Source organism: Streptomyces sp. HD, from assembly GCF_028369295.1.
In the GTDB taxonomy this organism is placed as follows: Bacteria; Actinomycetota; Actinomycetes; order Streptomycetales; family Streptomycetaceae; genus Streptomyces.
In genome coordinates this window covers 104771-125816 of sequence record NZ_JAQMYP010000030.1, presented here as the reverse complement: position 1 = coordinate 125816, position 21046 = coordinate 104771, and the positions used below count along the sequence as shown (strand labels likewise).

The window sequence follows — 21046 nt, the reverse complement described above, 5'->3', positions numbered from 1 at the left end:
TCGGCGGTGGGACGGCGGTACGCCGTGCGCCGGTGCGCGTCTCGCACGCACCCCGCCGCCTCGACCGGTACCGGACGGCGGGTCCGGTTCCGTGAGGCCGCTGAGGCCACTGACGTCCGTGGCCTCAGCGGCGGCCTCATTGGCGGCCGACAGGGAATCTAGCCGCGCTGCTCGCCCGAACGGCCCTGCTCAGCAAGGAATTTGCGGGTCTCATACGGCCGGGTCGCGTGTCGCGTATGGGGCGCGTCAAGGGCAGCGGGGTGTACGTCAGGGGCCCGTCAACGAGGGGAGGCGGAGCGGGGATGCGTCGTCGGCGGGCGTCAGCTCGTGCCCAGTGGCGTGGCCTGCTCGGCGTCGAGTTGGTGGTCGGCCCAGACGTAGCTTTCGGGGAGCAGGTCGGTGATGGAGACGGTCCGGAGACGGTCGCCTGTGCCGACGACGACCTTCAGGGCCGGGAAGTAGTCGAGAAGCACCTGGCGGCACCGGCCGCACGGGGGAACCACCCCGCGGTCACGGTCGCCGACGGCGACGATCGTGTCCAGCTCGTAAGCGCCCTGGGCAGCCGCCGTGCCGATGAGGACCAACTCGGCGCACGGGCCTCCGGTGAAGTGGTAGGCGTTCACCGCGGTGACGATCCGGCCGTCCCGGGCGCGGGCCGCGGCAGCCATGGTGTGGTTGTCGCCTCGGCATCGAGTGCGCGCGACCTGGGCTGCGGCCTGGATGAGTTCGTGGTCGACGGGGTGGGGGTGCGTGGTCATCTTCTCTGCCTTTGTGTGGGGTCACGCGACGTTGGCGCGAATGACGACGGCGCACAAGCGAATATCGGTGGCGTGCTTGTCCTGGTCAAGGCCTGTCCACGTCCACGTGAGAGGCGCCAGGGATGCGTCAGGATTAGGGGGCCGGGGGAGGCCGTGGTTCCGGCTGCGGTCGTGTCGTAGCCGTCCGGTGTCCGCCGTCCCCACGTCGCGCCCCTTCCGGCGGCACCCTCACCCTCCCCAACTGCCGCGTGCCCAGGCGCAGTCGTCAGACGTTACTGCGGTGGCCGGGCCCTGCCGTGCCGCGAGTTCCCCGCCGGGCGGCCGCCAGGCCGGTGCCGGCCGGAGTTCGGGCCCGTGTCAGCATCCCGTCAGCGTCCGGCCGATCGTCGTCAGCATCGCGTCATGACCGGTACGAATCCCTGGTTCACCGGGCATAGCGTCGTTGCCGAGCCCCGGTCCGCCTCCCCGCGTCCGGGGCCGACAAGCACACCGCACGATCCACCTCGGATCCACCCGGAGGCACCCCATGGCAGACATCCTGTACGACGAAGACCCGGAGCCCTCTGATCGGAGCCCGGCCGGCCCTCTGTACGTTCCGGTCCGGCCGGGACAGGCCGCCTGCGCGGCCCGCCTCTTCCGTACGCCCCTCGGCGACCGTACGGCCGTGGGGTTCACCTCGCAGCGGAAGCTGACCGCGACCCTCGGCCCCGACCAGCCCTGGATCCGGCTCGCCGAGCCCGCCCTGCGCACCCTGACCGCACCGCTCGGCGTCACCACCGTCACGGTGAACCCCCAGTTCTGCGCACCGGCCCCGACCGCGCCGTCCGCCACGGACCACGCCCAGCCCCGCTCCGGTCCCCAATTCCGTGAGCGCGTACTTGAGATGTGGATCGGCTGAGGGGGGGGATCGCACGATGACCACCATCCACGAACCCGCGGTGACCATGCGGGCCGACGCGCTCTCGGTGTGGCCCGCCTCGGCCGTCGAGCCCCGCGAGGGCGAACTCACCGTCGGCGGGGTGCCGCTCGCCGAGGTCGCCGACCGCTTCGGCACCCCCGTCTACGTCATCGACGAGGAAGAGGTGCGCGAGCGCTGCCGTACCTACCGTCACGTCTTCCCCGACGCCGAAGTCCTCTACGCGGCCAAGGCGTTCCTGTGCCGGGCGATGGTCCACTGGGTGGCGGAGGAGGGCCTGGGCCTGGACGTCTGCTCGGCCGGTGAGCTGGAGCTCGCGGTCACCACGGGCTTCCCGCCCGAGAGGATCGTCCTGCACGGCAACGCCAAGTCCCCGCGCGACCTGGACACCGCGCTGCGTCTCGGCGTCGGCCGTGTCGTCATCGACAGCCCGTCGGAGATCGCGCGGCTGGCCGCAGCCGTCGGGCCCGACGGCCACCAGAAGGTGATGGTCCGCGTCGTGCCCGGCATCAGCGCCGGCGGCCACGAGAAGATCCGCACCGGCACCGAGGACCAGAAGTTCGGCCTGTCCATCTCCGACGGCTACGCCCAGTACGCCATCGCCCGGATACTGGACCAGCCGCAGCTCGAACTCACCGGTCTGCACTGCCACCTGGGCTCACAGATCACCGGCGTCAAGCCCTACCTGGCCGCCGTACGCCGCATGGTCGGCCTGATGGCCCGGCTTCACGAACAGCACGGCCTGGTCCTGCCCGAACTCGACCTCGGCGGCGGCCACGGCATCGCCTACCGGCCGGGCGAACCCGCCCTGGATCTCACCACGCTGGCCCGCAAGGTGCGCGCGGAACTGGCCGAGGCGTGCGCGGCGGCGGGGATCGCCGTACCCCGTCTCCTCGTCGAACCGGGGCGCGCGATCGCCGGCCCGGCGGGGATCGCGCTCTACCACGTCCTCGCCGTCAAACGCACCGGCACGCACACCTACGTCGCCGTCGACGGCGGCATGAGCGACAACCCCCGGCCCGCCCTGTACGGCGTCCGGTACGCTCCGCGCCTGGTCGGACGGCACAGCAGCGCCGCCCCGGTCCCGGTGACCGTGGTGGGCCGCCACTGCGAGGCCGGTGACATCGTCGCCGCCGACGTCGAACTCCCCGAGGACATCCGCCCCGGAGACCTGCTCGCCGTCCCGGTCGCCGGCGCCTACCACCTGTCCATGGCCTCCGGCTACAACCTGGTCGGCCGCCCACCGGTGGTCGCCGTGGACGACGGTCAGGCCCGGCTGCTGATCCGCCGCGAATCCCTGGAGGACATCCGCAGCCGCGACGTCGGCCTCTGAGGAGCCGCGACGCCGCTCCAGGGCTTCTGGGAATCACGAACTCGGCCTCCAGCGGCCGTCCGCGGATCCTCGCCGACAGACTCTCGCCGACAGCCCCTCACCGACGGAGCATCCCCGATCCACCTCCGGACGAGCAACGGCCGCTCGTCCGGAGGTGCCGCGTCCGCGAAGCCTTGCCCAGGCTCGCGAGTCCATGCCGACATTCGCGCGCCGCCCTCGCCCGGTGGTCGCGCCCTTGCCGCACCCTGCGCACCCCTTACAGTCCGCTCCGTAATGTTCGCCAATAAGGCCGAATGTTTCGATCGGCCCCGGCGGGAAGGGCTGACGCGCATGCGGACGTACGACACCCCGGTCATCGGCGGCTTCCACCCCGACCCCAGCGTGTGCCGGGTCGGCGAGGACCACTACCTCGTCTGCTTCAGCTTCGAGTACTTCCCCGGCGTCCCGCTCTTCCACAGCCGTGACCTCGTGCACTGGCGGCAGATCGGCAATGTACTGGACCGGCCGGGGCAGTCGGAGCTCGCGGACGACGTCCCGGCATCCGCCGGCATCTGCGCGCCCACCCTGCGCCACCACGACGGCCGCTTCTACCTGATCACCACCACCGTCGGCGCCGGCGGCAACGTGCTGGTCAGCAGCGACCGCCCCGAGGGCCCCTGGTTCGTCCGGGCGGCTTCTTCCCGTACGTCCACGTCCTGGGCCGGGAGACCTTCCTGACCCCGGTGGAGTGGGTGGACGGCTGGCCGAGGGTCGGTCCGGTCAGGGACCGGCACCCGGTGCCGGCGGCCTGGCATCCCGTCGGACTCCCCTCCCCGCGGGACGACTTCGACACCGCGAGCCTGGCGCCGTACTGGATCTCGTCGCGCCGTCGGCCGGCCGGTTCGTGGTCGCTGGCCGAGCGCCCCGGACGGCTCACCCTGCACGCCACCGGCAGCAGCCTCGACCGCCCGGGGCACACCTTCGCCGGGTGCCGCCAGCAGCACCCCGACTGCCGGTTCACGGCCCCGCTGGGCCCCCGGAACGGGCCGCGCCGGCCCGTCCGTCCGCATGGACGAGGCCCGCCAATACGACATCGAGGTCGGCGGGGAGAGGCGAGCGTGATCGCCCGTATCGGTCCGGTACGGCAGCGCCTGGCGCGGGAGCCGGTGCCACACGGGCCCGTCACGCTGACCGTCGAGGTGCGCACCGACCGTCCCGTCTCCCCGACCGGCCAGGACGTGCCGGGACTCAGGGTCGGCGGGCCCGACACGATCGGCCTCTCGGTCGAAGGCGTGCGCCTGGCCGAACTCGACGGCCGCTATCTGTCCACGCAGGTCGCGGGCGGCTTCATCTGCCGGGTCGTCGGCATGTACGTCACCGAGGGCAGTGCGGCGTTCGATTGGTTCGAGTACGCCCCTCAAGCGCCGCGCAGGCCGTGACGGCCTGCGGCAGATTCACCTTGCACAAGGGGTTGCCACCGTTTGGCAGCTGTCCTTAGGGTGCGGCAGCAACGCAGCTTTCTGGATCCATTCCGAAACTTTCGATCCAGGCGATCCCGTGGACGGCCCATGGACGGGGCCGTCCCGTACTCAAGGAGCGCATGATGGGCGACCCGGGACTGTCCCGCAGAGGCTTCCTGGCGGCCTCCGCCGCGGCCGGTGTGGGCATGACGGCACTGAGTGGTTGCGGCGGGGACTCGGACGGAGGGTCGTCGGACGGCACGACCACCATCGAGTGGTGGAACATCTCCACCACCGAGCCGGCCAAGAGCGTCTGGGCGGCGCTGGCCAAGAAGTTCGAGGCCCAGAACCCCAAGGTGAAGATAAAGATCGTTCAGCTGGAGAACGACGCCTACAAATCGAAGATGACGGCGCTGACCGCATCGGGGAAACTGCCCGACATCTTCCACACCTGGGGCGGCGGTGTCCTGAAGCAGCAGGTCGACGCCGGTCTCGTCGAGGACCTCACGGACCGCACGAAAGATTTCGCCGACGGCCTGCTGCCGGTCGCCCGGGAGCCGTACCTTCTCGACGACAAGGTGTACGGCATCCCGTTCGACATCGGCATGATCGGCTTCTGGTACAACAAGGCGCTCTTCAAGGACGCGGGCGTCAGCGAACCCCCGACCACCTGGAGCGGTTTCCTCGACGCCGTACGGAAGTTGAAGGCCAAGGGCATCACCCCGCTGGCCCTCGCGGGCAAGGAGAAGTGGCCCGGCATGTACTACTGGGCCTACCTCTCGATGCGCACCGCCGGCGCCTCCGCCCTGCAGAAGGCGTACGACGACAAGGACTTCACCGGCGACGCCTTCGTGCAGGCCGGACAGCACCTCCAGGAGCTCGTCGACCTTCAGCCCTTCCAGAAGGGCTTCCTCGGTGCCGCCTACTCCAGCCCCACCGGCCAGGCCGCGACCGTCGGCAACGGCAAGGCGGCGATGGAACTCATGGGCCAATGGGCCCCGGTCGTCCAGGCCGACTCCGGCAAGGGCCTCGGCGACGACCTCGGCTTCTTCCCGTTCCCCGCGGTCGACGGCGGCAAGGGCGCGATCACCGAGGTGTTCGGCGGGGGCGGCGGGCACGCCCTGCGCAGCGGGGCTCCGCAGGAGGCCGTCGACTTCCTGAAGTTCTTCGCCTCCGAGGCCACGGACGTGGAACTGGTCAAGAAGACCGGCGTCATCCCGGTGGTCCCGGCCGCCGAGAGCGCCCTCACCGACCCCAACATCAAGGCCGTACAGGCCCAGTTGAAGGCCGCCACCGGCTTCCAGCTCTATCTCGACCAGGCCTACGCGCCCGCCGTCGGCCAGGAGGTCAACGACAGCGTCGGCGCGCTCATCGCCGGGTCCAAATCCCCGCAGCAGGTCGCCGAGTCGATCACGAAGACCGCCAAGGAAGAGCAGTAGCCGGCGATGACCTCCACCTTCCTGCCGTCCGCCGACAAGCAGCCCGGCGGCCCCGGCGTCGACCGCCCGCCCCCGTCCGCCGACGCGGGCCACGGGCGGACCCGGCGCCGCGTGCTGCACTGGCTCACCGCGGTCGGCTTCCAGGTACCCGCCCTGGCGCTGTTCCTCGTCCTGGTCCTGCTCCCGATGCTGTTCGCCCTGTACGCGGCCTTCTTCCGCTGGGGCGGCTTCGGGATGCCGTCCGACTACATCGGCGGCGACAACTTCACCCGTCTCTTCGAGGATCCCGTCTTCCTCGGCGACCTGTGGCGCTGTCTGGCCCTGGTCGTGCTGTCGCTCGCGATCCAGCTGCCGTTCGCGCTCGCCATGGCCGTACTGCTCAACCAGCGGCTGCGTGGCCGGGCGGTGTACCGGATGCTGTTCTTCGCGCCGTACGTGCTGTCCGAGGCCATCACGGGCGTGCTGTTCGGCATGATCTTCGCCCCCGACGACGGTCTCGCCGACCAGATCCTGGGCGGGATCGGCCTGGACGGGCTGGGCGGGGAGTGGTTCGCCGATCCGTCCACCGTGATGGCCACCCTCTTCCTGGTCATGACCTGGAAGTACTTCGGCTTCCACATGATGCTCTACCTGGCCGGACTCCAGTCCATCCCCCGCGAGTTGACCGAGGCCGCGCTGATCGACGGCGCGAACGCCTGGCAGCGCTTCCGCGGCGTCACCCTGCCGCTGCTCGCGCCCACCCTGAGGATCAGCGTGTTCCTGTCCGTCATCGGGGCGATCCAGCTGTTCGACCTGGTCTGGGTGACCACGGCAGGCGGCCCCGACCATCACTCCGAGACGATGGCCGTGACCCTGTTCCAGTACGGCTTCAAGCGCTACCAGGTCGGCTACGCCAGCGCGATCAGCGTGGCCATGTTCGGCATCAGCCTTGTCTTCGCCCTCGCCTACCAGCGGTTCGTGCTCCGCCGCGACCTCGAAGGAGCCACCACGACGATGCGGGGAGGCGCCAGGTGACGGCCAGGTCCGGCAGGAGGAACGGCAGGAACCTGCCGCTGCACGTGATCCTCGTGGTGGTCGGCGCGGTGATGGTGGTGCCGCTGCTGTACGCCGTGCTGTCCGGCTTCAAGTCCACCGACGAGCTCTCCCGCAACCCGGTCGGGCTGCCGGAGTCCTGGGTGGCCGGCAACTACACGGACATCCTCGGCTCGGGCGACTTCTGGCGGCTGCTGGGCAACAGCACACTGATCGCGGTGGGTACGACCGTGCTGGTCGTGGCGGTCTCCGCGCTCTCGGCGTTCTCCTTCGCGCGGTTCGCCTTCCGTGGCCGAGAGACGCTGTTCACCCTGTTCACGATGGGGCTGATGTTCCCCTTCGCGGTGGCGGCCCTGCCGCTCTTCCTGCTGCTGCGCTCCATGGACCTGCTGGACAACCCGCTCGGCGTGATCCTCCCCCAGGCCGCCTTCGGGCTGCCGATGACCATCATCATCCTGCGCGGCTTCTTCCGGGAGATCCCCGGCGAGCTGGAGGAGGCGGCCACGCTCGACGGGTGCGGCCCCTTCGGGTTCTTCTGGCGGGTGCTGCTGCCGATGGCGCGGCCCGCGCTGGGCACCGTCTCCGTCCTCGCCGTCGTCACCAGCTGGAACAACTTCTTCCTGCCGCTGCTGGTGTTCACCGACTCCACCTGGTGGACCATCCCCATCGGCGTCCAGCAGTACCAGGGCCAGTACTCCGCGGACTACGCCCGCGTCTTCGCCTACCTGGTGCTGGCCATGGTCCCCGCCCTCGCCTTCTACTCGGTCGCCGAGCGCCAGCTCGTCGGCGGCCTCACCGCCGGCGCCACCAAGGGGTGACGCGCACCGGCGGACGTACGGCTCACCCACCACCCGTCACGTGAGGAGTCGCACCATGCGCAAGAACCGTCTCAGACTCGTCGGCACCCTCGCGGCCGTCCTGGTCGCGGTCACCGGCACGCCCGCCCAGGCGGATCGGGGGCAGCCCACCCTCGCCGACCTCGCCCAGCGCCACGGTCGCTACTTCGGCAGCGCGACCGACAACCCCGAACTCGTCGATGAGCCCTACAAGGCGCTCCTCGGCAGCGAGTTCGACCAGATCACCCCCGGCAACGGCATGAAGTGGTACGCCACCGAACCCGAGCAAGGCGTCTTCGACTTCGCCAAGGGCGACGAGATCGTGCGGCTCGCCCGTGCGGGCCACCAGAAGGTGCGCGGCCACACCCTGGTCTGGCACAGCCAGTTGCCCGGCTGGCTCACCGACCGCGAGTGGACGAAGGACGAGCTGCGGGCCGTACTGAAGAAACACATCCAGACCGAGGTGCGGCACTACCGGGGCAAGATCTACGCCTGGGACGTCGTCAACGAGGCGTTCAACGAGGACGGCACCTACCGCGAGACGGTCTTCTACAAGACGCTCGGCCCCGGCTACATCGCCGACGCGCTGCGCTGGGCCCACCAGGCCGACCCGAAGGCCAGGCTGTACCTCAACGACTACAACGTCGAGACGATCGGCCCGAAGAGCGACGCCTACTACCGGCTGGCCAAGGAGCTGAAGGCCCAGGGCGTCCCGCTGCACGGCTTCGGCCTCCAGGCCCATCTGGCGCTCCAGTACGGCTATCCGGACTCACTGGAGGACAACCTCCGCCGATTCGCCCGGCTCGGCCTCGACACGGCGCTCACCGAGGTCGACGTACGGATGCTGCTGCCCGCGACCGAGGAGAAGCTGGCCCAGCAGGCCGACTGGTACCGGGACCTGACCGAGGCGTGCCTTGCCGTGCGCCGGTGTGTGGGGATCACGGTGTGGGACTACACGGACAAGTACTCCTGGATCCCGGCGTTCTTCCCGGGCCAGGGCGCGGCGCTGCCGTGGGACGAGGAACTGCGGCCGAAGCCGGCGTACTTCGCGCTGCGGGAGGCGCTGAAGTAGGACAGATACCGGGCGGCTACGCTGAGTGATCGTCCCCGGATGCACGTGGGGGCCGGCTCGCAGTCAGGGTCTGCGACCGGCCCCTGGAAGTACGCCGGGCGTGTGTCGTACCGCCCGGTGGTGCAGGCCCTCTCCGGCGGGGTTCGCCGGGAGGTGTTATGCGGCGGTCACCACCTTGGCGGAGCCCAGCGGACGATGTGGGGCGATGATCTGGCCGTCCGGCAGGAGCTCACCGGTGTCCTCGAAGAGCAGGACACCGTTGCACAGCAGGCTCCATCCCTGTTCCGGGTGGTGCGCCGCGAGGCGGGCGGATTCCCGGTCGGCGGAGTCGGCTGACGGGCACGGTGGCTGGTGCTGGCACATGGATGGGATCTTTCGCTGTGTCGTGATGTGTGAGATGGCTGTGGTGTCTGTCTCGCGGCGTGAAGACTCGTTCATGGCCGCCCCCCGTTGGATTGGTCGGTCGGAACCCAGTGTTGCCCCACGGGCGTCAATCCGCAGGGATTTCGCAGCACCGCTTTCTTACAGGTTGATGACGCATCCCGAGCTCGGACGGTTCATCCCAACTCCACTGTCATTTCGGGTGGTTCGACGTGGTCGGATGGGGCTAGTCCGGGCGGGCCGGTGGCCTGAGCAGCTCGTTCGAGCGCATTATCGCTCGCGCGAGCGATACCTTCCTCGTGAACGCGTTTTTCTCGTGCTCAGGCGAGTGCATTCCTGCTCGTACGAGTACCGTGAATCGCTCGCTTTACGGCTCGCGCGTGTGCGTTTCCGGTTGTCCGATACGAGCGTAGTCCTGCCGCCGGACAATCGCGCACCCCGCCGCCCGGCAGAGGGTGGCGGGGTGTGGAGGCGCTCGCGCGGTGCGCTGTCAGGCGGGTGAGCCGAGCAGTGGCGGGAGGGGCGGCAGTGGTGGCATCGGAGCCGGGGTCGCCCGATGGGTGAGCACCGGGAGCAGGTCGGCGACCCGGTGCGGCAGGTGGGAGGCGATGCCGGGCGGTGCCGGGGCCAGCGGGATCAGGAGATCGGCGGCGTCGGGGTGGCCGTCGGCGCCGTCCGCCGTGCAGTCGCCGTGCAGCCAGAGAGTGAGCATGTACAGGCCGGGGAACGACAGCAGTCGCGGCTGGTGGGGCTGTTTCATCGCCTCGGCCTGGCGCAGCGCACGCTCCGTGGACGCGATGTACGGGCCCTCGAAGAAGTGCGAGAACGCCCAGCCGTCGGGCGTGAGCCGGGTCTCCGCCGCGGCCACCGCACGCTCGCCGCACCGGATCAGAAACCGCCAGCCGGCCAGCCGGGTCGCGGAGACGCCCGCCGGGGTGATCTCGTCCACGACATGGACGGGCAGCGGGAGTTCGGGGGTGACGGGTCCCTGGGCGGCGCGCAGGGAGGGTGTTCGGGCCTCCAGGACCGCGGTGGGCGAGCCGAGCGCGGTGAGGACGGAGCGAAGGGCGGGCGCGGGAGCCGGGGGCACATGCAGCGGCATGGTGGGTCGCCTCTCATTCGACAGGCACGGTGGCGCGAGGGCGGGGCGGGGGCGGACGGCGCTGTCTGCTCACGGAGGACAGAGCGGCGGGGGCCGGGGTCGGGGGCGCGAGGGGGGTGGGTGGAGCCTGCCGTACGTCACGTGGACGACAGGTCCTGGGACCGCGGGCGCCAACTCTCTTCCTTGATTGCGGAGTTTATACGAGGAGTGTTCAGACGGTGTTTCATCTAACCGCTTTCGGTGCACCCGGCAAGGGTTCATTCGGCCGCTGAAATGCGGGAATCATCCCGGTTCCCGGTCGCTTCTACGGCGATGACCTCGAAGAATGTCCCGAGTGCGGTCGGCCAATTGTCGTCGGCATTTTTCACGAGTTCGTCAGCCGTCCGAAACTGCACTGTGCCGCATGCCTGGTGAATGTGCCTCCGGTCACGTCCGACAGACTAGCGGCCCCCGGAGTCGCGCGGGACGTTATCGATCGCTTCCGCTGGGCATCATCCCACCTGGCCCGGGAGACCCGGCGGACGGTTCCCGGGCGGGTCCTGAGGTCCGCCCATCCGAGGAGGGACGCTTCGATGGGGGAGAAGGTCGTGGCGGGTCGGTTCGATCTGTCCGATCGCCAGCACTACCGCGACAAGCTGCGGCAGTGCCTGACGGGTCTGGAGCGGCTGCTGGAGGAGAAGCGGTTCGACCGTCCCAAGAACCTCATGGGGCTGGAGATCGAGCTGAACCTCACCGGCGCCGACGGTATGCCGAAAATGTTGAATGCGCAGGTGCTGGAACGGATCGCGAGCCGGGATTTCCAAACAGAACTCGCCATGTTCAATCTGGAAGTCAACATCGCCCCACATCGATTGCAGGGGCGAGTATTCGACCGGCTCTCCGAGGAACTCCGTACGTCCCTGGCATATGCCGACCGAAAAGCGGGAGAGGTCGACGCGGGAATCGTGATGATCGGCATTCTGCCGACCCTCGACCGGGACGACCTGGTCTCCTCGAACCTCTCCGCCGTCGACCGCTACGCCCTCCTCAACGACCAGATCGTGGCGGCCCGCGGCGAGGACTTCATGCTCGACATCGACGGCGTCGAGCGCCTGACGTGCACGTCGAAGTCCATCGCCCCCGAGGCCGCCTGCACCTCCGTGCAACTGCACCTCCAGGTCACCCCGGGCCGCTTCGCCGACGTCTGGAACGCGGCCCAGGCGATCGCCGCGGCCCAGGTCGCCGTGGGCGCCAACTCGCCGTTCCTCTTCGGCCGCGAGCTGTGGTGCGAGTCCCGCCCACCGCTGTTCCAGCAGTCCACCGACACCCGCCCGCCCGAGCTCCAGGCCCAGGGCGTACGGCCGCGCACCTGGTTCGGGGAGCGCTGGGTGACCTCGGCGCACGACCTCTTCGAGGAGAACCTGCGCTACTTCCCGGCCCTGCTGCCGATCTGCGACGACGAGGACCCGCTGGAGGTCATCGACGCCGGGGGCACCCCCACACTCGCCGAACTCGTCCTGCACAACGGCACCGTGTACCGCTGGAACCGCCCGGTCTACGGCGTCGCCGACGGCGTCCCGCACCTGCGCGTGGAGAACCGCGTGCTGCCCGCCGGCCCGACCGTCACGGACGTCATCGCCAACGCGGCCTTCTACTACGGCGTCGTCCGCGCCCTCGCCGAGGAGTCCCGCCCGGTGTGGACCCGGCTGCCCTTCGAGGCGGCGGCCGCCAACTTCGACGAGGCGTGCAGGCACGGCATCGACGCCCGGCTGCGCTGGCCCCGGCGCGGGCGGTACGGCGGCACCACCGAGGTCGACGCCGTGAGCCTGGTACGCGACGAACTGCTGCCGCTCGCCGAGGTCGGCCTGGACGCGTGGGGAGTGGAACCGGCCGACCGGGACCTCTACCTGGGCGTCATCGAGGAGCGCTGCCGCCGGCGCATGAACGGCGCGTCCTGGCAGGCGGCGACCTTCCACCGGGCACTGGAGTCGGGGATGTCCCGGGACACGGCGCTGGCGGCGACGACCCGGCGGTACCGCGAGCTGATGCACGGCGGGGAACCGGTGCACACATGGCCGGTGGGGTTGCTGGAGCCGGTGCCGCTGGGGTGACGGCCGGGGCGAGGGCGGACGGTCGCCGCCCGGGAGTGAAGGGCAGGATGATCGCCGGCCGGGGGCGACGGGCCGGACGGCCGCCGGCCGTGGCCGAGGACCAGGGCGGCCGTCGGGGGAACTTCCGTCAGTCCTGCCCGTCCGGTGATGCCGCCGCCACGATCGCCTTGAGGATCACCGACTGGATCTGTGACGGGTCGGTCACCTCGTGGCCCGACCCTCCCGTCGCCCTGGCGATCCGGTCGGCCTCCGTGCGGTCGGCGTCCGGGCCGACGGCGATCATGATGAGGGGAACCGGGCGCGCAGGGTCGGTGAGGCGCTGGAGCCGGGCGACCAGGTCGGAGCGGGAGATGCTGTCCGGGTCCTCGTTGACGCCGTCGGTGAGCACGACCAGGGCGTTGAACCTGCCCTTGGCGTAGGAGCCGGTGGCCGAGCTGTACGCGGCGAGCGTGGTGTCGTACAGGCCGGTCGCCCCGTCCGGCACCGGCGCCAGGTCGTTGAACGCCGCCGACAGGCGGTCGCGCTGTGTGCCCTTGCCCGCCCGGGCGTCGAGCCGCTCGGTCGGCACCAGGACGCGGTAGTCCTTGTCGCCGTCCAGCTTGGTGGAGAAGTCCCACAGACCGATCTCGTCCTCGGACGTGAACGTGGCGAGGGCCTGCAGCAGGGACGCCTTGGTGACGTCCATCCGCGACCGACCGGCCCCCGGCACCGGATCCGCCATGGACGCGGAGGCGTCCACGACCGTGGTGATCCGTGCGTTCTGCACGGTGATCGTCCATACGCCGAGCGACTCCTGGAGCGCGGTCGCCGAGGCCGGCCGGTCCGCCGGCTCCGCGTAGGGCTGTGGGCTGCTGCCGCCGGCCCGGGTGACCAGCGCGTCCGGCGCGTCCTCGTCGGACGTCCGGAAGCCGTGCCGCTCCAAGAGCGCCTGCTGCCGGGGGTCACTGAGATAGCTCATGAACCGGATCGCCGCCCGGCTCTCGTCCGTCGTCAGGCCGGTCTGGTCGAGCAGGGTGTACGGGTAGTCGAGCCGGGGCGAGCCGTCCTTCGGGTAGAAGAAGTCCAGGCCTGCGTCGCCGTCCGTCCCGGAGTTGTACGTGTACGCCGTCTGCTCGCTGACGATCAGCGCCTGGTTGCGCTTCGGGTTGCCCTGCTCTGCGCCGGAGGCGTCGCGCGGCAGCGTGGCCAGGACCTGGCCGTCGCCGTCGGAGGTGCGCTGCGACAGCGCCTTCATCATCGCCGCGGCCTCGGTCCGCCCGCCCTCGGCCTCGGCGGCGGCCCCGCTCACCCGGGCCAGCGCGAGCAGCCCCGTCGCACTGCGCGCAGGGTCGGCCGCGCCGAGCCGCAGGGAGTCGTCACGCAGCCCGGCACCGGCCAGCTCCAGCCAGCCGTACGTCTTCTTCGGCCACCCCAGCGACTTCGCGGCCGCGGGCACCATCGCCACCCCGACCGGTGAGGAGGCGACATGGCCCACCGTGGAGACCTCGGCCGTGCCGCCGTCCTCCGCGAGCCGCTGGACCCACAGGTCGGAGTCCGGCACCCAGACCTGGGCGTCGGGGTCCTTGTCGGCCAGCAGAGTGTCCGCGACCCGGTACGACTCCCGGGCGCTCACCGTCACGGCGACGCACCGCCCGTCGGAGCTGAGCTCCGCGTCCCGGGCCCGTCGCGCCGCGGTTTCGAGGACGGGGGCCAGGTCGGGCGAGGCGGCCAGCGTCAGCCGTACCGGATCGTCCTCGCAGGAGGAGCCGAAGGAGAGCAGTCCGCCCTTCACCGCGGCGGCCGTACCGCCGGCGACCGCCAGGACGAGGGCCGTCGCGATGGCCACCGTACGGCGGCGGGCACTGCTACGGGGGTCGTTTCGACGGGAGTCGTTTCGGCGGGGGCCGCTGCGGCCCGCCCCATACTGATCGGGCAAGCTGTGACGTCCCATGACGGTGGTGCCCCTCCCTGTTGCCCTGCTGAACCCCGTGCCGGGATCCGGCCGTGTGGCAGGCAAAGCGGCGGTACGCCCCGTACGGCGCCCGTCCCCCCAACGGCCTGTCGCGCACGGTCTTCGTAACTGCTTTCGAGACCCTAGCGGGGCAGCGAGGTGGATGAGACGGGATTACTCAACTGGAGGCAGGTGTGCAGGGCGAGGCAGGCCCCGTGGCCGAATCTTTTCCGTACGAGCGACCCTCGCGACGGATCTTCCGTGATGAGACGCTGCTCGTTCTGGGGCTCTCGCTCGGTGCGAGCGGTGTGTCCGCCCTGATCAGCTTTGTCGGCTCGGTCACCAAACCCGGCGGCCTCAAGGACCAGGCGGCCACGCTCAACGCCTCGGTCGCACCGGGCCGCCCCTGGCTGGATCTCGCCTGGCAGCTCTTCGGGATCACCACCGCCCTGATCCCCGTCGCGCTCGTCGCGCACTTCCTGATGCGCGAGGGACAGAGTCTGCGCACCCTCGGCTTCGACCGCACCCGCCCCTGGCCGGACCTCGGTCGCGGAGCGGCGATCGCGGCGGTGATCGGCAGCACCGGAATCGCCTTCTACCTGGCCGTTCGCGGGCTCGGCTTCAACCTCACCGTCGTGCCCGAGGCGCTGCCCGCCGTGTGGTGGAAGTACCCGGTGCTGATCCTGTCCGCCCTGCAGAACGCGATCCTCGAAGAGGTCATCGTCGTCGGCTATCTGCTGCGCCGCCTGGGCCAGTTGGGCTGGACACCCGGCACCGCACTGGTGGCCAGTTCCGTACTGCGCGGCTCCTACCACCTCTACCAGGGCATCGGTGGCTTCCTGGGCAACATGGCGATGGGCGTGGTGTTCGTCTACCTGTACCGGCGCTGGGGCCGGGTGGGCCCGCTGGTCGTGGCGCATTCCCTGCTCGACATAGGAGCGTTCGTGGGCTATGCGCTGCTGGCCGGGAAGGTGGACTGGCTGCCGACGGCGTGAGCCCTGACGAACGGGGCGCACAAGGGGGCCGCGCAAGGGCCGCACAGGAGGGGGCGTACGACGGTCTCGTACGCCCCCTTCGTCCTGCCCGGCCGTGCCGGCCCGGCGTCCCGCCTAGGCGATCAACTCGCCCTCGATGACGGTCACCGCGCGACCGCTCAGCAGCGTGCGGTCGCCGCGGAGTTCGGTGCGGACGCGGCCGGAGCGACGGGAGGCCTGCAGGCCGGTGAGTCCGGGCCGGCCGAGGCGCTCGGACCAGAAGGGGGCGAGCGCGGTGTGGGCGCTGCCGGTGACCGGGTCCTCGTCGATGCCGACGTTCGGGAAGAAGCAGCGGGAGACGAAGTCGTAGCCCCGGGCCGGGTCCTCGGCGCGGGCGGTGGCGATGATGCCGCGCTCCGAGTAGGCGCCGAGCGACTTCAGGTCCGGGGTCAGGGCATGGACCGTCTTCTCGTCGGCGAGTTCGAGGAGCAGGTCGCCGACGTTCGGGCCGGTGTCGAAGGCGACCAGCGGCTCGGCGCCCAGGGCCTGCGCGACCCCGTCCGGGATCTCGGCCCGGGTGAGTGGGGCGGTCGGGAAGTCCAGGGTGATGGAGCCGTCCTCGCGAGGCGTCGCGACGAGCACGCCGCTGCGGGTGGCGAACCGCACGGGCCCCTCGTGGGTGCCGATGCTGTGCAGCACATGGGCCGTGGCGAGCGTGGCGTGCCCGCACATCGCCACCTCGGCGACGGGAGTGAACCACCGCAGCGCCCAGTCGGCCTCCCCGCCCTCGGGCAGCCGGTGCGCGAACGCCGTCTCGGCGTGGTTGACCTCCATGGCCACGTTCTGGAGCCAGTCGTCCTCCGGGAAGCCGTCCAGCAGCAGGACCCCGGCGGGGTTGCCGGCGAAGGGGCGGTCGGTGAAGGCATCGACGATTCGAATCCTCATGGCGCCGACGCTAGAGGGCCTGAGGAGAGGGCCGCCAAGGCCAATCCGGGGGTGCTGGACCGATTTCGGCGGGTCGCTCGCTCTGTCGCCGGCTCTTGTCACCCGAACTATTCCGATATATCGTTGAGGCATCGCGACAGATCAGCGATGAACAACGATGGAATGGAGTGATTGCCATGCGTTCCCATGGATTCGAGCGTGGACACGGTGGGCACGGTCACCGCGGCCGGGGCGACTTCGAAGGGCTTCGCGGCGCTTTCGGGCCCTTCGGCCCGGGCGGCGGCCCCGGCTTCGGAGGGCCCGGATTCGGGCCCGGCCCCTGGGGGCCGCGGGGACGGGGGGGACCCCGAGGGAGGGCGCGGCGCGGTGATGTACGCGCGTCGATCCTCGCCCTGCTGAAGGACCGCCCCATGCACGGCTACGAGATGATCCAGGAGATCGCCGAGCGCAGCGGCGGGGCGTGGAAGCCCAGCCCCGGCTCGGTGTACCCCACCCTCCAGCTGCTGGAGGACGAGGGCCTGATCGCCAGCGAGAGCGAGGGCGGCAAGAAGCTGTTCTCGCTCACCGAGTCGGGCCGCGAGGCCGCCGAGACCGGCCCCGAGGCGCCCTGGGAGGAGGCCACCCGTGGCGTCGACTGGGAGGCGCTCGGCGAGATCCGTCAGGCCGGCTTCGGTCTGATGGAGGCGTTCGGGCAGGTCTGGAAGACGGGCAACAAGGACCAGCGCGACAAGGCGCTGACCGTCATCAACGATGCCCGCAAGAAGCTGTACCTGATCCTCGCCGACGAGGACTGAGCAGGCCGGCGGCCTCCCCGCCGTGACTGAAGGCGCCCTGTGGAGTGAGAGCTCCGCAGGGCGCCTTCCCACCTGTCTGACGTGGTGCCTTTCAGGCCGCCGTGGCTGCGCTCAGGTCACCAATCCGGCCAGCTTGCGCAGCGACTCGTTCAGCGCCGCCGTCGCCGAGTCCTTGAGCTTGCCCGCCATCAACGACACCGCCGCACCCGTGAACTCCCCGTCGATGCGCACGCCCGTGGCCCCGCCGCCGTCCGGCGTCAGCGTGTAGCGCGTGGCCACCGTCACCGCCATCGGACCCTTGCCGCGGATGGCCATCACCCGCGCCGGTTCCAGTTCCTCGATGGTCCACTCGACCTCGGCCGGGAACCCCATGAGCTTCATGTTCTCCTGGAAGGTCCCGCCCACTTCGAGGGCCGCGGGGCCGCCGCCCGGGAAGCTGGTGTGGGTGGCGTTCCACTGTCCGTACGCCGACCAGTCCGTCAGCTGCGCCCAGACCTTTTCGGCCGGTGCCTCGATACGTGACTCCGCGCTGACTTCGGCCATGCGACCACCCCTTCGACTCGGGCTACGGTGTCGCGGAACGTAGCCGTGGGGCCTGGAACATTCAATACTGATGAACCGTCAGGAAGTGTGGAGATGCCGGGCCGTCTCAGCCCACCAGCCGTATCACCGCGGCGTCGAACAGGTCCCACGCGCGCGGGAACGCGCTCTCCTCATGGCAGTGCCACGCCTCCCAGAACAGGTCGGCGAGCAGGGCGTCCTCCGGGGCGTACACCCGGTAGACGTACTGTCTGCCGTCGATGGCCGGTAACGCCACCAGCCAGCACCTGTACCCGCTCTCCATGCCCCTGTGGGACGTGCGACGGAGCGCCATGGTTGCGTAACGGCGCGGAGCAAATGGGCGCGCGCCCCTCAGGGTCGTGCGGCGTGATCTCATCCGTAAGGAGGAGATCCCGGGCGGCCGAGTCCACTCTGTGTGGGACGCCAAAATGCTTCCTGCCGCGGATGACCTGGCTCGAAGCGGCTGATGGGGTGGGGGATGTGCAACCCCGTATTCCCCGGCAGTCGGCCCAGGAGCAGGACTGCCGGCGCCCGGACGCCGCGGCGGACGCTGCCAGGCTCAGTGACGAGCTGGCAGCGGTGATCGCCGGTGCCCGCCGCCGGGCGGTCAGGGACGGGGACCGGCAGATCGACACGGCCCATTTGCTGCACTCCCTGCTGGAGCGCGACCCCGACGTGTACGCCGTCTTCGGCGACGGACCCCAGATCGCCCGCCTCCTCGGCTACCTCGTGCAGCGCACCATCGGCTACGGCCTGCGCTGGCAGGGCGCCGTCGAGGACTCCGGTGCCGTCCCCGTGGTGCTGGACGGAGAGGGCTTGTCCCCGCTGGCCGCGACCGCCATGGAACACACCCGCCGACGTGCCGCCCTGCGCGGCGACACCCAGGCCCGCGGTGTCGACCTGCTCGCGGCCATCGTGACCGACCCGCAGGCACGCGCCGTCGAGGTCCTGGCCCGCGCCGGCATCGACGCGAACGCGCTGCGGGTTCGGATCGACGAGCCACGGGACGAGTACGTCGGCGGCGACAGGCGGGACGACTACGTCGGCGGCGACAGCGCCCGCTAGACCGGCACACGGCCCTCGCGAGCCCGCACCGCCTCCCGTGTCCGGCACCACGCACCGCCTCCCGCGTCCGGCGCCACGCGCCGCCTCCCACTCACTCCGCCTGCCCGCACCGCCCACAACCGGCGCCGCCGTCCACTCGGTGAGACAGGTGTCAATGAGGGTGACGCTCCTGTCGTCCCCTGTCATCATGTGCCCGTGCGCATATCTGAGAGCAGTCAGGCCGGCCACGGCAAGGGCGTCGGGCTCGGTCTGGCGTTCGGTTCCGCGGTCGCCTTCGGGGGATCCGGTGTCGCGGCCAAGCCGTTGATCGAGGCGGGGCTCGACCCGCTGCACGTGGTGTGGCTGCGCGTGGCCGGTGCCGCCCTCGTGATGCTGCCGCTCGCCGTGCGCCACCGTGCCCTGCTGCGCAGCCGCCCGGCCCTGCTCACGGGATTCGGCCTGCTCGGCGTGGCCGGGGTGCAGGCGTTCTACTTCGCCTCGATCTCCCGCATCCCGGTCGGTGTCGCGCTGCTCGTCGAGTACCTGGCGCCCGCCCTCGTCCTCGGCTGGGTGCGGTTCGTGCAGCGGCGGCCGGTGACGCGTGCCGCGGCGCTCGGCGTGGTCCTCGCGGTCGGCGGCCTCGCCTGCGTCGTGGAGGTCTGGTCGGGCCTGAGCTTCGACGCCCTCGGACTGCTCCTCGCCCTCGGCGCGGCCTGCTGCCAGGTCGGCTACTTCGTCCTGTCCGACCAGGGCAGCGACTCGGGCGACCAGGCACCCGACCCGCTCGGCGTCATCGCCTACGGCCTGCTGATCGGCACCGCCGTCCTGACCGTCGTGGCCCGCCCCTGGAACATGGACTGGGCGGTCCTCTCGGACACCGCCCACATGAACGGCACCCCGGTCGCGGCCGCCCTGCTGCTGGCCTGGATCGTGCTGGTCGCCACGGTGATCGCGTACGTCACCGGCGTGGTCTCGGTACGACGGCTCTCGCCGCAGGTCGCCGGCGTCGTGGCCTGCCTCGAAGCGGTCATCGCGACCGTCCTCGCCTGGTTCCTGCTCGGCGAGCACCTCTCGGCGCCGCAGATCATCGGCGGCGCGGTCGTCCTGGCGGGCGCCTTCATCGCCCAGTCGTCCGCGCCCGCCAAGGGCTCGCCGGAACCGGTGGCGAGCGGTGGCCCGGAGCGCGAATTGTCCGCCCGCGGAAACGTCGCCTAAGCTGCGCAATCATGCCGACGACACTCGTTCTTCCGCCTCCGGCCGCCTGAGGCGGGCCCTCCGGAAGCCAGGCCCCGGTGCCTGACGGGATCCGAATCCCGCGCACCGCCGGGCGCGACGGTGCGGCCCGCAGAAGAAGTCCACGGACCCCGCTGACCGGGGCTCCTCCAGAACTTCCGCGCACTCGCGCGTCTGCGGAGAACAACTCGTGTCGAACACTGTCTCCGGCCTGCCCATCGGGCGAGGCCTTCTCTACCTGATCATCGCCGGTGCCGCCTGGGGCACCGCGGGCGCGGCCGCGTCGCTGGTCTACCTGACCAGTGACATGGGGCCGATCGCCCTCTCCTTCTGGCGCTGCGCCGTCGGCTTCGTGCTGCTGCTCGCCGTCCACCTCCTGCGTCCGCGCACGCGGAGCGCCGTGTCCGAGCCCCTCGGCCGCAAGGCACTGCGTGCCGGTGTCACGGGTGTCGGGCTCGCGGTGTTCCAGACGGCCTACTTCGCGGCCGTGGAGACCACGGGCCTCGCCGTGGGCACCGTCGTCACCCTGGGCGCCGGTCCTGTGTTCATCGCGCTCGGTGCCCGGCTCACCCTGGGGGAGCGGCTCGGCCGCGGGGGCGTCGCGGCCGTGGCCGGTGCGCTCACCGGGCTCGCGGTGCTCGCGCTCGGCGGCGGGGGCACGACCGTACGGCCGTGGGGTGTGCTGATCGCCCTGGTCTCCGCGGGCGCGTACTCCGTGATGACCCTGCTGACCCGCAAGTGGGGCCGCGACGGCGGGGCCGACGCCGCCGGCACGTCCCTGTGGGCCTTCGCGGTCACCAGCGTGTGCCTGCTGCCGTTCGCCTGGGCCGAGGGGCTCGTGCCGCACACCGCCGATCCCGTCCGGCTCGGCCTGCTGCTGGCGTACATCGCGGCCGTACCCACGGCCCTCGCGTACGCCCTCTACTTCGCGGGCGCCGCCGCCGTGCGGTCCGCCACGGTCTCCGTGATCATGCTGCTGGAGCCGGTCGGCGCGGCGGTGCTCGCCGTCGTCCTGCTCGGCGAACATCTGACGGCGCCGACCGTGGCGGGCACCCTGCTGATGCTGGGCTCGGTCGCCGGTCTCGCGGTGGCCGAGACACGCGGGGCGAGGCGCGAGCCGCTGCCGGCCTGACGCCGAGGAGGGGCCCGCACCGCTCCGGTGTCGGG

At 71.0% G+C, this 21046-nt stretch carries 19 protein-coding genes and 1 pseudogene; 13 read left to right on the top strand and 7 right to left on the bottom strand.

Annotation, left to right across the window (positions count from 1 at the left end):
- Positions 1-320 precede the first annotated feature (320 nt).
- Positions 321-758 (bottom strand): cytidine deaminase, encoded by a 438-nt coding sequence (locus POF73_RS27620; RefSeq protein WP_272120754.1) that lies wholly within the window; start codon positions 756-758, stop codon positions 321-323.
- A 526-nt stretch (positions 759-1284) separates the two neighbouring features.
- Between POF73_RS27620 and POF73_RS27615 the strand changes: the two genes are divergently transcribed.
- The 7 genes and pseudogenes from POF73_RS27615 to POF73_RS27585 all read left to right on the top strand — a co-directional run bounded on the left by POF73_RS27615 (position 1285) and on the right by POF73_RS27585 (position 8825).
- Positions 1285-1656: an SAV_915 family protein gene (locus POF73_RS27615; RefSeq protein ID WP_272120752.1), complete on the top strand. Its 372-nt coding sequence runs from the start codon at positions 1285-1287 to the stop codon at positions 1654-1656.
- A 16-nt stretch (positions 1657-1672) separates the two neighbouring features.
- Positions 1673-3007 carry a diaminopimelate decarboxylase gene (gene lysA / locus POF73_RS27610; protein WP_272120749.1) on the top strand — a complete coding sequence of 445 codons (1335 nt, stop codon included), beginning with the start codon at positions 1673-1675 and terminating at the stop codon, positions 3005-3007.
- 330 nt (positions 3008-3337) lie between these two features.
- Positions 3338-4425: pseudogene (locus POF73_RS27605) on the top strand (family 43 glycosylhydrolase).
- A gap of 164 nt (positions 4426-4589) precedes the next feature.
- Entirely contained in the window at positions 4590-5885 is a 1296-nt protein-coding gene (locus POF73_RS27600) for an extracellular solute-binding protein (protein WP_272120758.1), read from the top strand.
- A gap of 6 nt (positions 5886-5891) precedes the next feature.
- Positions 5892-6899: a carbohydrate ABC transporter permease gene (locus POF73_RS27595; RefSeq protein WP_272120747.1), complete on the top strand. Its 1008-nt coding sequence runs from the start codon at positions 5892-5894 to the stop codon at positions 6897-6899.
- The gene (locus POF73_RS27590; protein WP_272120744.1) at positions 6896-7735 is read left to right on the top strand and encodes a carbohydrate ABC transporter permease; all 840 of its coding nucleotides are present in this window, start codon (positions 6896-6898) and stop codon (positions 7733-7735) included. The genes POF73_RS27595 and POF73_RS27590 overlap by 4 nt, the downstream gene beginning before the upstream one ends.
- Positions 7736-7790: 55 nt before the next feature.
- Complete coding sequence (locus POF73_RS27585; RefSeq protein WP_272120742.1) at positions 7791-8825, top strand: endo-1,4-beta-xylanase; 1035 nt, start codon at positions 7791-7793, stop codon at positions 8823-8825.
- A 156-nt stretch (positions 8826-8981) separates the two neighbouring features.
- On the opposite strand, the gene POF73_RS27580 is transcribed toward POF73_RS27585, so the two are convergent.
- The gene (locus POF73_RS27580; protein WP_334313627.1) at positions 8982-9188 is read right to left on the bottom strand and encodes a DUF5999 family protein; all 207 of its coding nucleotides are present in this window, start codon (positions 9186-9188) and stop codon (positions 8982-8984) included.
- Between the two features lie 508 nt (positions 9189-9696).
- Entirely contained in the window at positions 9697-10308 is a 612-nt protein-coding gene (locus POF73_RS27575) for a hypothetical protein (RefSeq protein ID WP_272120738.1), read from the bottom strand.
- Between the two features lie 572 nt (positions 10309-10880).
- On the opposite strand from POF73_RS27575, the gene POF73_RS27570 reads away from it, so the two are divergent.
- Positions 10881-12398 (top strand): glutamate--cysteine ligase, encoded by a 1518-nt coding sequence (locus tag POF73_RS27570; protein ID WP_272120736.1) that lies wholly within the window; start codon positions 10881-10883, stop codon positions 12396-12398.
- Between the two features lie 127 nt (positions 12399-12525).
- On the opposite strand, the gene POF73_RS27565 is transcribed toward POF73_RS27570, so the two are convergent.
- Complete coding sequence (locus POF73_RS27565; RefSeq protein WP_272120734.1) at positions 12526-14328, bottom strand: substrate-binding and VWA domain-containing protein; 1803 nt, start codon at positions 14326-14328, stop codon at positions 12526-12528.
- A 194-nt stretch (positions 14329-14522) separates the two neighbouring features.
- Between POF73_RS27565 and POF73_RS27560 the strand changes: the two genes are divergently transcribed.
- Positions 14523-15323 (top strand): CPBP family intramembrane glutamic endopeptidase, encoded by an 801-nt coding sequence (locus POF73_RS27560; RefSeq protein WP_272120732.1) that lies wholly within the window; start codon positions 14523-14525, stop codon positions 15321-15323.
- 114 nt (positions 15324-15437) lie between these two features.
- Here the strand turns inward: POF73_RS27560 and POF73_RS27555 are convergent, their stop codons facing one another.
- Entirely contained in the window at positions 15438-16247 is an 810-nt protein-coding gene (locus tag POF73_RS27555; protein WP_272120730.1) for a PhzF family phenazine biosynthesis protein, read from the bottom strand.
- A 176-nt stretch (positions 16248-16423) separates the two neighbouring features.
- On the opposite strand from POF73_RS27555, the gene POF73_RS27550 reads away from it, so the two are divergent.
- Positions 16424-17041 (top strand): PadR family transcriptional regulator, encoded by a 618-nt coding sequence (locus POF73_RS27550; RefSeq protein ID WP_272120728.1) that lies wholly within the window; start codon positions 16424-16426, stop codon positions 17039-17041.
- Positions 17042-17152: 111 nt separating this feature from the next.
- Here POF73_RS27550 and POF73_RS27545 read toward each other — a convergent pair whose 3' ends face one another.
- Both POF73_RS27545 and POF73_RS27540 read right to left on the bottom strand, forming a co-directional pair.
- Positions 17153-17584 (bottom strand): type II toxin-antitoxin system Rv0910 family toxin, encoded by a 432-nt coding sequence (locus POF73_RS27545; RefSeq protein WP_272120725.1) that lies wholly within the window; start codon positions 17582-17584, stop codon positions 17153-17155.
- 106 nt (positions 17585-17690) lie between these two features.
- On the bottom strand, positions 17691-17858 hold the full coding sequence (locus tag POF73_RS27540; protein ID WP_272120723.1) for a hypothetical protein: 168 nt from the start codon (positions 17856-17858) through the stop codon (positions 17691-17693).
- 188 nt (positions 17859-18046) lie between these two features.
- Between POF73_RS27540 and POF73_RS27535 the strand changes: the two genes are divergently transcribed.
- From POF73_RS27535 to POF73_RS27525, 3 genes are all read left to right on the top strand, one after another.
- A complete protein-coding gene (locus tag POF73_RS27535) occupies positions 18047-18667 on the top strand; it encodes a Clp protease N-terminal domain-containing protein (RefSeq protein WP_272120720.1) in 621 nt (206 codons plus the stop codon).
- A 189-nt stretch (positions 18668-18856) separates the two neighbouring features.
- Positions 18857-19861, top strand: coding sequence for an EamA family transporter (locus POF73_RS27530; RefSeq protein WP_272120719.1), 1005 nt, complete (start codon positions 18857-18859; stop codon positions 19859-19861).
- Between the two features lie 208 nt (positions 19862-20069).
- Complete coding sequence (locus POF73_RS27525; RefSeq protein ID WP_272120716.1) at positions 20070-21011, top strand: DMT family transporter; 942 nt, start codon at positions 20070-20072, stop codon at positions 21009-21011.
- Positions 21012-21046 lie beyond the last annotated feature (35 nt).